The sequence below is a fragment of the Bacteroides sp. AM16-24 genome, from assembly GCF_003471885.1.
GTDB lineage: Bacteria > Bacteroidota > Bacteroidia > Bacteroidales > Bacteroidaceae > Bacteroides.
This window is the reverse complement of sequence record NZ_QRKI01000001.1, coordinates 316,041-329,168: the sequence shown is the minus strand read 5'-3', so window position 1 is coordinate 329,168 and position 13,128 is coordinate 316,041. Positions and strand designations below refer to the sequence as shown.

Below are 13,128 nucleotides of genomic sequence, written 5' to 3'. Positions count from 1 at the left end.
GTTACATACGGCGGTAAACGCTTTTACATCTTACAGTAAATCATCGGTAAATGCTATCTACTGATAATCAATCAACTATCTAAATATATCAGCAGGGGTAGTTCATTACTATACGGTTTTGAATTAGTTGACGAGGGGACAAGTTGACAAGGGAACAAGGGCCATGCGGCACAGAAGCATTGCGCAGCCCCTTGTCCCCTTGTCAACTTGTCCCCTCGTCAACTGAATTTCCTTCCTTTCTGCAGGGATTAAAATCAACTCCTGATTCGCATAGATAATAGATTCCATATTGCACTCAACATAAAAAGATTTACGCACAATAAAATCATATATATCGAATTTTTACCTATATAAAAGTCTTCAAAATTGTGCAGACCGCCAATATATAAAAATAGATCCCAAAGCAATATCCGGCACGCAAGCAACTGTATATTTCACTGTATAACAACACTATACAAATCCACAAAGAATCAAATCCATCTGTAACCGGGGTTATAGGTGACCCTGACCCCAATTGACCCTTAACAAGACTTCTCAAAACCTTAACAGCACCTCTTCACTGTTTCCTTTTTTGAATATAAAAACGAATAACTGACAATAAAAAAACAGGCTATTATACAGAAAGTCACAAATTCTTAAGTCTAAAGTTACTATTACTGTAAAAGAAGAGATGGCAACAAGCAATGTTGTGGTACCAAACAAAGAATGTTTCGTGTCACAACATTACTTGCTTTGCATTATGACATTGTATGTACCATTAAAAGTGCCATTGCCGGGTAGTATATCTAAATCAAAATATATATCTTTGCAGCAATAAAAATCCAACACCTATGAAGATACTCTATTACATTTACCAAATATGTTTTGCATTGCCAATTCTGCTGGTATTGACTATTCTTACGGCTTTGGTCACGATTGTCGGCTCACTGATAGGCGGTGCACACATCTGGGGATATTATCCCGGAAAAATATGGTCACAACTCATTTGCGTTTTCCTGCTGATCCCTGTTAAGGTGCGCGGTCGGGAAAAGATACATAAACATACATCGTACGTATTCGTGCCCAACCATCAGGGTGCATTCGACATCTTCCTGATCTACGGATTCCTGGGACGCAACTTCAAGTGGATGATGAAGAAGAGCCTGCGGAAATTACCTTTCGTAGGAAAAGCCTGTGAAAGCGCAGGACACATCTTTGTCGACCGTTCAGGCCCTAAGAAAGTACTGGAAACCATTCGTCAGGCAAAGGCGTCACTGAAAGATGGCGTATCATTGGTGGTATTCCCGGAAGGAGCACGTACTTTTACAGGACACATGGGATACTTCAAGAAAGGCGCTTTCCAGTTGGCAGACGAATTGCAATTGGAAGTAGTACCTGTCACTATCGACGGCTCATTCCAAATCCTACCCCGCACCGGTAAGTGGATACATCGCCATCGCATGATACTGACCATTCACGACCCTATCCCACCCAAAGGGCAAGGTATAGAAAACATCAAGGCGACGATGGCCGAAGCCTACGCCGCCGTAGAAAGTGCTTTACCGGAAGAATACAAGGGAATGGTGAAAAACGAGGATCAGTGATTGCTCTCCTCCATGCGTTGATGTTCCTCTATTAATTTCATATTCTCTTTGGCTTTATCGAGGAATTCCCTCACCAAAGGAGTACTCTTGAAAGACTGGGGAGCCGTACGGATGATATCCTCTATCTGTGGGGTCATGATGGGATAAGGCAGCGTGCTGCACATCATCATGAATACACTAGGACCAAGGACATTCTCATAATTGGCAGAAATAAACTCCTTTATATAGTCATTCATTTCTTTTATCAAGGCCTCTCCCTCCTGAGTCAGTTGCTCATGGATGTCATCCAATGCGGCGCCATCCAGAACCATACGTGCCTCTTTCTTTTCCAGTTCTTCAATCTTCAGCTCAAGCGCATTGCGCTTTTCGATGAATTCATACAAAGCATTGTTTAGCGGTGTACCTTTAGCGGTGAGTTGAGAGTTGGATATGGAGACTTCAACTTTACCGTTCTCAAGTACAAGAGGCATGATAGCCTCATCATTCATGTAGAGCGTCACCATCATCACAGAGTCTGACGGGCCACTCGTTGAGAACAAACCGTGTACCACTTCGGCAGAGTCAACTGTTATCCATTGCCCGTCGCGGAGCGTTTTCAGGTATAACATCTTACCGTCGAGACTGGTCACCGATGACACACCCTCCACTTTATACTTGCGACTGCACGAAGCAAAAAGCACGAGCAAAAGCATTAAGGGCAAAATACGGTTCACATTCATTCTAATCATGCAGGAAACGATTTTTAAGAAATACGATACAAAGGTACAACCTATTCGCGCTGTAAAGAAACTTTTTATCAATATTTAAATTTTGCTCTCTTTTTTCCATTAATAATCCTTATAAGGAGGGAGAAAAGAAAGGATATTTCATTTAGTTTACTTATTTTTGCAGTGATAAGTAACAAAATGTAAACCCTATTACTGAAACAAGATAGTCTCCTATGTCAACTTATGCTCCTTTTGCCAAGCCACTCTACGTCATGCTGAAACCGGTAGGGGCCGTTTGCAACCTTGCATGCGACTACTGTTACTACCTGGAAAAGAGTAAACTATACCAGAACAACCCCAAGCATGTAATGAGCGAAGAGTTGCTGGAAAAGTTTATTGAAGAGTATATTAATTCGCAAACCATGCCGCAGGTAATGTTCACCTGGCATGGCGGGGAAACCCTGATGCGCCCGTTGTCTTTCTACAAAAAGGCGATGGAGCTGCAAAAGAAATATGCACGCGGACGCACCATAGACAACAGCATACAAACCAACGGAACCATGCTGACGGATGAATGGTGCGAATTCTTCCGTGAAAACAACTGGCTGGTGGGAGTTTCTATCGACGGGCCGCAGGAGTTTCATGACGAATATCGAAAAAACAAGCAGGGAAAGCCCTCTTTCGTAAAGGTGATGCAAGGCATCAATTTATTGAAGAAGCATGGTGTAGAATGGAACGGAATGGCGGTAGTGAATGACTACAATGCCGATTATCCGCTGGAATTTTACAACTTCTTCAAGGAAATAGGCTGCCACTACATACAGTTTGCCCCCATCGTAGAGCGAGTATTCGGACATCAGGACGGACGACACCTCGCCTCACTCGCCGACCGGGAAGAGGTGGCCGAACTGGCGGACTTCTCCGTCAGCCCGGAACAATGGGGCAATTTCCTCTGTACTCTCTTCGACGAATGGGTGAAAAAGGATGTAGGCACATATTACATTCAGTTGTTCGACTCTACCCTAGCCAACTGGATAGGCGAACAGCCGGGGGTATGCACCATGGCAAAGACCTGCGGGCATGCCGGAGTAATGGAATTCAACGGAGATGTATATTCCTGCGACCATTTTGTATTCCCCGAATATAAGTTAGGAAACATTTACCAGAAGACACTGGTGGAAATGATGTACAGTGAAAAGCAACAGGCTTTCGGGCAGATGAAACAGCAATCGTTGCCCACTCAGTGCCGTGAATGTGAGTGGCTGTTTGCCTGCAACGGCGAATGTCCCAAGAACCGTTTTGCACGGACGGCAAGCGGAGAACCGGGATTGAACTATCTATGTAAAGGGTATCACCGTTTCTTCAGTCATGTGGCTCCGTATATGGACTTCATGAAGAACGAGCTGATGAATCAGCGCCCGCCTGCCAATGTGATGGATTTCATAAAAACAAAATCATAATAATCAAGTAAGAATGAAAATTAAGACCTATTTAGTGGCGCTCTCTGCGCTGGCGTTCGGTTCTGCAATGCGTGCCGACGAAGGAATGTGGTTGTTGCAGTTGATGAAACAGCAGAACTCCATTGAGTTAATGAAAAAGCAAGGGCTGAAACTGGAAGCAGACGACTTGTACAATCCGGGCGGAGTCTCACTGAAAGATGCGGTAGGTATCTTCGGAGGAGGCTGTACGGGTGAGATTATCTCACCGGAAGGTCTGATCCTGACTAACCACCACTGTGGCTATGCTTCTATCCAACAACACAGTAGTGTGGAACATGACTATCTGACAGATGGTTTCTGGGCTAAAAACCGTAGCGAGGAATTGCCTACTCCGGGATTGAAGTTCCAGTTCGTGGACCGTATTGAAGATATCACGGACATCGTAAACCAGAAAATCGCTGCCGGCGAAGTGACGGAAGTGAATGCAATGACTCGCCCGTTCCTCAACAAACTGGCTAAGGAATTATTCGAAAAAAGCGATCTGAAGGACAAGAAGGGCATCGAAGTACAAGCATTGCCATTCTATGCCGGTAACAAATATTACCTGTTCTACAAGAAAGTATACACAGACGTACGCATGGTAGCTGCTCCCCCCTCCTCTATCGGTAAATTCGGTGGAGAGACGGACAACTGGATGTGGCCACGCCATACGGGAGACTTCTCCATGTTCCGTATTTATGCTGACGCTAAGGGTGATCCCGCAGAATATTCAGCATCAAACGTGCCCCTGAAAACTCCGAAATACCTGCCCATCTCAATCAAGGGGCTGGAGGAAGGCGATTATGCCATGATTATGGGGTTCCCCGGAAGCACAAGCCGCTACCTCACCGTATCGGAAGTAAAAGAACGTATGGAAGCACAGAACCAACCCCGTATCACCATCCGTGGCGCACGTCTTGCCGTACTGAAAGAAGTGATGGCTGCCAGTGATAAGACTCGCATACAATATGCCAACAAATATGCCGGCAGCAGCAACTACTGGAAAAATTCTATCGGCATGAACAAAGCGATCATTGATAATGATGTGCTGGGTACGAAAGCAGAACAGGAGAAAAGATTCGCAGAATTTGCCAAAGGCAAGCCGGAATACGAAGGTGTAGTAGAAAAGATCGATGCCATTGTAAACCAAACGATGCCATTAACCACTCAGTATTATTATCTGATGGAAGCATTCAGCGGCGCCATTGAATTCGGTAGCCCGTACATGGTTATGGACAACCTGAAAAAAGGTCTGGAAGAAAAGAATGACTCTCTGATCAATAAATCCATAGAACAGTTGAAAGAAGTTTTTGCTGATATCCACAACAAAGACTACGACCATGAAGTAGACCGTAAAGTGGCTAAAGCTATCTTCCCGGTATATGCTGAAATCATTCCGGCAGAACAGCGTCCGGCTTTCTATCAGACTATCGAAAAGGAATTCAAAGGTGATTACAATGCATACATCGATGCTATGTATGACAACTCCATCCTGGCCAATCAGGCTAACTTCGACAAGTTCTTAAAGAAACCTACGGTAAAAGCTATCGAGAAAGATATTGCAACCCAATATTCACATGCCAAGATTGAAAAGATGATGGCATTGGCAAAAGATTTGAACAGCACTTCCAAAGAACTGACCTTGCTGCACAAAGCATATATCCGTGGTCTGGGCGAAATGAAAGAGCCTGTTCCATCTTATCCGGATGCCAACTTTACAATCCGTCTGACCTACGGAAATGTAAAATCTTACAATCCGCGTGATGCCGTACACTATAAATACTATACCACTACAGACGGTATTCTGGAAAAAGAAAATCCCGAAGACCGTGAATTCGTAGTTCCTGCCAAATTGAAGGAACTGATTCAGAAGAAGGATTTCGGACGCTATGCGTTGCCGAACGGTGACATGCCGGTTTGCTTCCTGAGCACGAACGATATTACCGGTGGTAACTCCGGTAGCCCGGTACTGAATGCAAACGGTGAATTGATCGGATGTGCTTTCGACGGTAACTGGGAGTCTCTGAGTGGTGACATCAATTTCGATAACAACTTGCAACGTTGCATCAATCTGGATATCCGTTATGTACTGTTCATCCTCGAAAAACTGGGAGGATGCGAGCATCTGATCAATGAAATGACAATTGTTGAATAACTGATCTATCTCCCCCTATTACAATATGAAGAAAGCTCTAATAACAACACTGGCTTTAGCTCTCACCCTTCCGAGTATTGCCGACGAAGGTATGTGGATGCTGACCGACCTGCAGAAGCAGAACGAAGTGGCTATGACAGAACTGGGATTACTAATCCCAGCTAACCAGATTTATAACCCCGACGGCATTGCGCTGAAAGACGCAGTGATCCACTTCGGTGGGGGGTGTACAGGTGAAATCATCTCTGCCGAAGGATTGGTATTGACCAACCACCACTGTGGCTATGGTGCTATCCAACAACACAGTACGGTGGAACACGACTATCTGACGGATGGTTTCTGGGCCATGAGCCGTGAAGAAGAACTTCCCTGTAAGGGACTTACCATCACTTATATTGATGAGATACTGGATGTGACTGATTACGTCAACGAACAGTTGAAGATAGATCCGGACCCGAATGGTACCAATTATCTCTCTCCCAAGTACCTGAAAGAAGTGGCCGAACGTTTTTCTTCCGAACAAGGCATTGCCCTGACTCCGGGACGCAAACTGGAGCTGAAAGCTTTCTATGGCGGAAACCGTTACTATCTGTTCATCAAGACTACGTATAGTGATATCCGCATGGTAGGTGCACCTCCTTCTTCCATTGGTAAGTTTGGTGCAGATACCGACAACTGGATGTGGCCGCGCCATACAGGTGACTTCTCCTTGTTCCGCATTTACGCCGACAAGGATGGAAAACCTGCGGAATACTCCAAAGATAATGTACCCTTGAAGGTGAAGAAACACCTTACGATCAGCCTTGCCGGCTACAAGGAAGGTGACTTCACGTTCATTATGGGATTCCCCGGACGCAACTGGCGTTATATGATCTCCGACGAGGTGGAAGAACGTATGGAAACTACGAATTTCATGCGCCATCACGTACGCGGTGTGCGCCAAGAAGCATTAATGGAACAGATGCAGAAAGACCCCGCCGTACGTATTCACTACGCCAGCAAGTATGCTTCATCTGCCAACTATTGGAAGAATGCCATCGGTATGAACGAAGGACTTGTCCGCCTGAAAGTGCTGGATACTAAACGGGCACAACAGGAGCAACTCCTCGCCCGCGGACGCGAACAGGGTGACGACTCTTATCAGAAGGCATTCGACCAGATACGGGACATCGTCGCACATCGCCGCCCTGCCCTTTATCACCAGCAAGCCATTCAGGAAGCATTGGTAACGGGATTGGACTTCATGCGCATTCCCAATACTTCTGCCATGCTGGCTGCCTTGAAGAGCAAGGATAAAACGCAGATTAAAACAGCCGCAGATAGCTTGAAGATTGCCGCAGACAAGTATTTTGCCTCCGTACCTTTCCCCGAAGTGGAACGTATTGTTGCCAAAAAAATGCTGCAGACTTACATGCAATATATCCCCGCAGAACAACGTATCAGTATCTTTGAAGTGATCGATAAGCGTTTCAAGGGGAATAGTGATGCTTTTGTGGACGCTTGCTTCGACTACTCTATTTTTGGAAATAAAGAGAACTTTGAGAAGTTTATCCGCAAGCCGGGCTCTTATAAACTGGGCTTCGACTGGATGGTGTTGTTCAAGCATTCCATCACCGATGGCTTGTTGCAGACCGCCATCGCCATGGCAGAGGCCAACAAGAACTATAACGCCGCACATAAAGTGTGGGTAAAGGGAATGATGGATATGAAACGCAGTGCAGGCACTCCGATCTATCCGGACGCCAACTCTACCCTGCGTCTCACTTACGGACAAGTGTTACCGTATGAACCTGCGGACGGAATGGAATATGGCTATTACACCACACTCAAAGGTGCCATGGAAAAGGAAGATCCCAATAACTGGGAATTCGTGATTCCTGCAAAACTAAAACAGTTGTATCAGGCAAAAGACTTCGGTCGCTATGCCATGCCGAACGGTGAAATGCCTATCTGTTTCATCGTGAACACGGATAATACCGGTGGTAACTCCGGCAGTCCGGTATTCAATGCCAAAGGTGAACTGATCGGTACAGGTTTCGACCGTAATTATGAAGGGCTTACAGGAGACATCGCTTTCCGCCCCTCATCACAACGTGCCGCCTGTGTAGATATCCGCTATACTTTATTCATCATAGAGAAGTATGCCGGAGCTTCACACATCATTAAGGAATTGACGATTGCGGAATAAAAGCAACTAAAAGTCCCTACGGACTTCCGATAATTCACCCCTACAAGTATCTGCATAGTACCTGTAGGGGTGTTTCTTTTAAGAAATCATTTCCATAGGAAAATGTTTCATTATAACAAGTATTCTAAAAAATAGCCAAAATATGCTCAAAACGGCCATAAAGGATAAAAGGGCGTGAACAATACATATCCGAAACTGTTTCTAACTACAGACAATAACACTAATTTTGTAGTAATAAAAAAACTTGTAGTAATAACAGAAAGGAAAAGATTATGGAAAAATTTGAAGAACTTATACAGTCAGAAAAACCCGTTTTAGTAGATTTCTTTGCTACCTGGTGTGGTCCATGCAAGGCTATGCATCCTGTATTGGAAGAGTTGAAAGGTCAAATTGGTGAAGCTGCCCGCATCGTAAAAATCGATGTTGACCAGCACGAAGAACTGGCTGCCAAGTATCGCATACAGGCAGTACCTACTTTTATTATATTCAAGAAAGGGGAAGCTGTTTGGCGCCATTCCGGAGTAATCAAAGGCAGCGAACTGAAAACTGTCATCGAACAAAATTCATAAGAAATAAAAAAACATGAAGAAAATCTTAACAGTTGCCATTCTGCTATTTGCAAGTGTACTGACGTATGCCTGCACAGACAAAGCTCAGGCACAGCAAAAAGAACCGGAAAAAAAGGAAGCTAAGAGTGGGGAGGTCATCGTAATGAACAAGGATATGTTCATTAAGGATGTATTCGACTATGGGAAATCTCAGGATTGGAAATATAAAGGTGATAAACCTGCCATCATTGACTTGTATGCCGACTGGTGTGGTCCCTGCCGTATGACAGCACCGATCATGAAGGAACTGGCAAAAGAATACGCCGGCAAGATCGTGATTTACAAGGTAAATGTGGATAAGGAACGCGAACTTGCCGCATTATTCAATGCAAGCAGTATTCCTCTCTTTGTCTTCATTCCGATGGAAGGAGAACCGCAGCTTTTCCGCGGTGCAGCAGATAAAGCTACCTATCAAAAAGCCATTGAAGATTTTTTATTGAAAAAGAAATAGTAAAAGTCACAGGAGTCATGTATGAATGATGAGGGGCATATCTTTCCACTCATTATTGTACATCTCCGTGACAGTGTGATAACCGGACGCTTGCAGGACCGCCAAGGCTTGCAGGCGTCCGTTGTTTATACGCTCCGGGTAATGGGAATCACTGTTCACCTGCACGCGGATCCCCTTCTCCAGCAATACAGGGAAGTAGCGTTCGTTGGGATAGAAAGTACCCAATTCAAGATATGATTTCGTATTGACCTCTACAATATACCCCCTACGGGCAATGGCATCCAAATATTCTTGTATCAAATCATCGTACCAAGGCTCATCCAGCAGACCGGGACGGTAAGCAGCAGCATTATAATGCATTTTATCGGCATGCCCCACAACGTCAAATCCACCTAATTCTACCATACGCATCAGGCGTTCGTAATAGAGATGTACCACTCGTACCAAATCACCTCCGAACTCTTCGTCCACCAGTTTACGGAATTTGTCCGCTGTAACATCTACATCCACAACCTCTCCTTTATCATTGTAAAGCAGGTGTACCGAGCCAATGCGATAATCCAATGGCAATTCCCGGAAACGAGCAACAGAAGGATTACTTTCTTCATTCAGATAGTCGATCTCCAAACCTATATACAATTCTATCTGTCCGGCATATTTAGCTTTCAGCCGACGAAATTCTGCCAGGTAATCATCCATGCAATCCCACTCCATGGTCCAAGCAGTAGGAAACGGCAACGGGGCATGAGATGAAAAGCCGTAAGACGTAAATCCTTCACTCAGGGCAAAGCGGATGAAGTCTTCCATATTAGCACGTCCGTCACAATACAAACTATGACTATGATAGTTAGTTAAATTTCCAGTTCTATTGTTCATAATCTTATCATCCCACTATTTTATCATTTTCCACCCTATCACCTTATCACCCTATCATTCTTCTATCTCACTAAGTTCCAGCCAACGCATGGTCTTCTCATCAATCAGATCGGTTACCTCAGGCAGACGTTTGGATTTCTCTGTCAGCTCGTCTACAGACAGGGTACCACTGCATAAAGCAGTTTCAATACTGGCCTTTTCTTCTTCCAAGGCAGCAATTTCCTGTTCCAGTTGTTCGAACTCTCTCTTCTCCTTAAAGGACATCCGTCGCTTTTCATTCAGACGTACTTTAGAAGTTTTGTCTTCCTGCGGTTTGGCAGCCTCTTTCTCTTTTTCTTTCTCTTGGCGAGCCTTTTCTTCTTTCCAGCTACGATACTGCGTATAGTTTCCGGGGAAATCACGAATGTCCGCCTGCCCATTGAACACCAACAAGTGGTCTACGACTTTATCCATAAAGTAACGGTCATGGCTAACCACAATCACACAGCCCTTGAAATTCTGCAAATACTCTTCCAGCACATTCAGAGTGATAATATCCAAGTCGTTGGTAGGCTCATCCAATACAAGGAAGTTAGGATTGCGCATCAGTACCGTACACAAGTACAGGCGGCGGCGTTCTCCACCACTCAATTTATAAACATAGCTATGTTGAGTTTCGGGGGTGAAAAGGAAATGCTGCAAGAATTGGGAAGCAGTCAGTTTCTTGCCATTCCCCAGTTCTATGACTTCGGCAATATCCTGCACCACATCAATGACTTTCATCTGTTCATCAAACTGCAAGCCATCCTGCGAGTAATAACCGAAACGCACCGTCTCACCAATATCGATTGTCCCACTGTCTGCCTTTACTTCTCCCATCAGGATTTTGATAAAAGTAGATTTACCGGTACCATTATTTCCCACAATACCCATCTTTTCATAACGGGCAAAGATGTAAGAGAAGTCTTCCAATATCTTCAGGTCACCGAATGATTTGTACACATGGTCCGCTTCGAATATCTTACTGCCGATATAGGACGCTTTCACATCCAGCTTCACATTGTCGTTATTGAAACGCTGCTTGGCTACTTTCTCCAATTCGTAGAAAGCCTCTTCACGATAGCGGGCTTTATGCCCGCGAGCTTGCGGCATACGGCGCATCCATTCCAGTTCTGTACGATACAGGTTGTTGGCGCGGGTGATCTCGACATTCGTTGCATCAATGCGTTCCTGCCGTTTCTCCAGATAATAACTATAGTTTCCTTTGTATTGATAAATCTGACGATTGTCTATTTCAATGATTTCGGTGCAGACACGATCCAGAAAATAGCGGTCGTGCGTCACCATAAGCAGGCTGAGGTTGGTGCGGCGCAAATAATCTTCCAGCCATTCAGTCATATCAAGATCGAGGTGGTTGGTAGGCTCATCCAGGATCAGAAAATCCGGTTCAGTGATAAGGGTATTGGCAAGTGCCACACGCTTCAGCTGACCACCGGAAAGGTGCTTTACTTGCTGATCGAAATTACGTATCTTCAATTGAGACAGAATTTGCTTGGCCTTCTGCTCATAATCCCATGCTTTTTCATGGTCCATGCGTATCAGGATTTCATCGAGTCCCGGATGCCCTTCCGTCTCCATGCAACGTTCGTATTCCTTAATCAATTCTACGGTACTGTTGCCATGATGAAAACAGGCTTCCAATACAGTCAGGTTTTCCGGATATTGCGGGTCTTGTTCCAAATACCCTACCCGGAGGTCACGGCGGAAAGATATATTCCCACTGTCATATCCCTCTTTCCCGGCAATGATATTCAGTAAGGTAGTTTTACCGCTACCATTCTTGGCAATCAATCCGATACGTTGTCCTTCTGCTACACCGAGAGCAACATTCTCAAGCAATACCAAATCACCAAACGATTTGGTCAAATTCTCTATCTGAAGATAACTAATCACAATTTAAGATTTATGATTTATAATTTATAGTTGGTGGGCGGATAATCAGAGCAAGGCTTTATAGGTTTCTGCCAAGTTGCAAGGCTCCCCTGCCTTCACTTTGCTCCACACTAATTTCATGGGGTCAATCCATTCTCCGGTAATAAGATTCTGTAGCACAGGAGCTTCACGATTACCATCTATCAGGGTCATCCACTCCAGGCCATCTACTTCATTGGCAAGAATCACACAGATGACAATACCGAAAGAGAGCCACGCTTCTTTCTTCTTCGGCCCGATAGTTCCACTATCGATGACCTGCTGCATACTGTCCAAATCTTCTTCCATTCCCTGGAAGTCTTTTTTCAGTTGCTCCTTCACAGTGGTTGTCACCCACTCAAAAGCTTCATTAATCTGGTAAATTTCGGACAGGCGAACAGGAATAATCTCTGCCGGATATTTCACTCCCTCTTTGCGTTTTTCCAATGAAGCAATAACCGCCTCGGCTTCTGCTGCAGACGAACCCTTACTGACAGTAAAAGAACATTCGAAAGCAACATCGTCCATACCGGTAATCCAAAGATGGGAAGTATAATAAGCTCCGTCTTCCTCAAACATCTCTTTACTGTAAGCACATTCCATATTTCCTATCCTTACGGAAACAGCCGAAGGATTGTCTTTCAGTTCCTGCCGGATTACTTCCCTGGCATACGTCGCACTGCCTTTGTATGCAGAGATACGGAAATTTCCGGTCCATTCATTAGGATTATAGAAGAGAAAAGAGCCTTCTCCATCTTCAAATTCATTCCAATCTACGGGATACATCATGGAAAACCATGCCCCCGGAGAGATAAACTTCTTGCTTTGTGCCATTGTTATTCAGAGGTTAAAAACGAGGCCACCTGACCTCGTCCGGCAAAAGTAACACTACCGCCGTTGATATGCAAACAAACAGAAACAAAAAACAGCCGATTCTCACGAACCGACTGTCCCAATCATCATCTATGAATGAAGACCATTATAGTCTTCAATATCTTATTAAATCTCTATCAAACTTCAATGAAAATCATATTCTTGTTTTCGAGCGCAAAGATAATCAATGAAATACATCAGTTCCCAATATTTTAAGATATTTAAAATAACATTCTATAAACAAAGGAATTTTATAGAC

The 13,128-nt window shown here is 44.5% G+C and carries 10 protein-coding genes; 6 read left to right on the top strand and 4 right to left on the bottom strand.

Going from position 1 to position 13,128, the window contains the following annotated elements; genetic code table 11:
* Nucleotides 1-830 precede the first annotated feature (830 nt).
* Entirely contained in the window at nt 831-1,583 is a 753-nt protein-coding gene (locus DW182_RS01280) for a 1-acyl-sn-glycerol-3-phosphate acyltransferase (RefSeq protein WP_044533485.1), read from the top strand.
* On the opposite strand, the gene DW182_RS01275 is transcribed toward DW182_RS01280, so the two are convergent.
* Entirely contained in the window at nt 1,577-2,311 is a 735-nt protein-coding gene (locus tag DW182_RS01275; protein ID WP_118294387.1) for a DUF4369 domain-containing protein, read from the bottom strand. The genes DW182_RS01280 and DW182_RS01275 overlap by 7 nt on opposite strands.
* A 212-nt stretch (nt 2,312-2,523) precedes the next feature.
* Between DW182_RS01275 and DW182_RS01270 the strand changes: the two genes are divergently transcribed.
* From DW182_RS01270 to DW182_RS01250, 5 genes are all read left to right on the top strand, one after another.
* Entirely contained in the window at nt 2,524-3,750 is a 1,227-nt protein-coding gene (locus tag DW182_RS01270) for an anaerobic sulfatase-maturation protein (protein WP_007664013.1), read from the top strand.
* Between the two features lie 13 nt (nt 3,751-3,763).
* Nucleotides 3,764-5,923 carry a S46 family peptidase gene (locus DW182_RS01265; protein WP_199678528.1) on the top strand — a complete coding sequence of 720 codons (2,160 nt, stop codon included), beginning with the start codon at nt 3,764-3,766 and terminating at the stop codon, nt 5,921-5,923.
* A gap of 25 nt (nt 5,924-5,948) precedes the next feature.
* Nucleotides 5,949-8,111, top strand: a complete 2,163-nt coding sequence (locus DW182_RS01260; RefSeq protein WP_118294386.1) for a S46 family peptidase — start codon at nt 5,949-5,951, stop codon at nt 8,109-8,111.
* 272 nt (nt 8,112-8,383) lie between these two features.
* Nucleotides 8,384-8,680: a thioredoxin gene (gene trxA / locus DW182_RS01255; RefSeq protein WP_007664018.1), complete on the top strand. Its 297-nt coding sequence runs from the start codon at nt 8,384-8,386 to the stop codon at nt 8,678-8,680.
* A gap of 13 nt (nt 8,681-8,693) precedes the next feature.
* Nucleotides 8,694-9,170, top strand: a complete 477-nt coding sequence (locus DW182_RS01250; RefSeq protein WP_007664019.1) for a co-chaperone YbbN — start codon at nt 8,694-8,696, stop codon at nt 9,168-9,170.
* 15 nt (nt 9,171-9,185) lie between these two features.
* Here DW182_RS01250 and DW182_RS01245 read toward each other — a convergent pair whose 3' ends face one another.
* Genes DW182_RS01245 through DW182_RS01235 form a run of 3 tightly spaced genes read right to left on the bottom strand, consistent with a single transcriptional unit; the run spans nt 9,186 to nt 12,830 of the window.
* Nucleotides 9,186-10,046 (bottom strand): histidinol-phosphatase, encoded by an 861-nt coding sequence (locus DW182_RS01245; RefSeq protein ID WP_118294385.1) that lies wholly within the window; start codon nt 10,044-10,046, stop codon nt 9,186-9,188.
* Between the two features lie 54 nt (nt 10,047-10,100).
* A complete protein-coding gene (locus tag DW182_RS01240) occupies nt 10,101-11,978 on the bottom strand; it encodes an ABC-F family ATP-binding cassette domain-containing protein (protein WP_044534237.1) in 1,878 nt (625 codons plus the stop codon).
* 45 nt (nt 11,979-12,023) lie between these two features.
* Entirely contained in the window at nt 12,024-12,830 is an 807-nt protein-coding gene (locus tag DW182_RS01235; protein WP_117694405.1) for a DUF3805 domain-containing protein, read from the bottom strand.
* Nucleotides 12,831-13,128 lie beyond the last annotated feature (298 nt).

Coding starts and splice junctions, on each gene's coding strand:
- DW182_RS01280 (WP_044533485.1), top strand. CDS start 831: ATGAAGATACTCTATTACATTTACCAAATATGTTTTGCATTGCCAATT.
- DW182_RS01275 (WP_118294387.1), bottom strand. CDS start 2,311: ATGATTAGAATGAATGTGAACCGTATTTTGCCCTTAATGCTTTTGCTC.
- DW182_RS01270 (WP_007664013.1), top strand. CDS start 2,524: ATGTCAACTTATGCTCCTTTTGCCAAGCCACTCTACGTCATGCTGAAA.
- DW182_RS01265 (WP_199678528.1), top strand. CDS start 3,764: ATGAAAATTAAGACCTATTTAGTGGCGCTCTCTGCGCTGGCGTTCGGT.
- DW182_RS01260 (WP_118294386.1), top strand. CDS start 5,949: ATGAAGAAAGCTCTAATAACAACACTGGCTTTAGCTCTCACCCTTCCG.
- trxA (WP_007664018.1), top strand. CDS start 8,384: ATGGAAAAATTTGAAGAACTTATACAGTCAGAAAAACCCGTTTTAGTA.
- DW182_RS01250 (WP_007664019.1), top strand. CDS start 8,694: ATGAAGAAAATCTTAACAGTTGCCATTCTGCTATTTGCAAGTGTACTG.
- DW182_RS01245 (WP_118294385.1), bottom strand. CDS start 10,046: ATGAACAATAGAACTGGAAATTTAACTAACTATCATAGTCATAGTTTG.
- DW182_RS01235 (WP_117694405.1), bottom strand. CDS start 12,830: ATGGCACAAAGCAAGAAGTTTATCTCTCCGGGGGCATGGTTTTCCATG.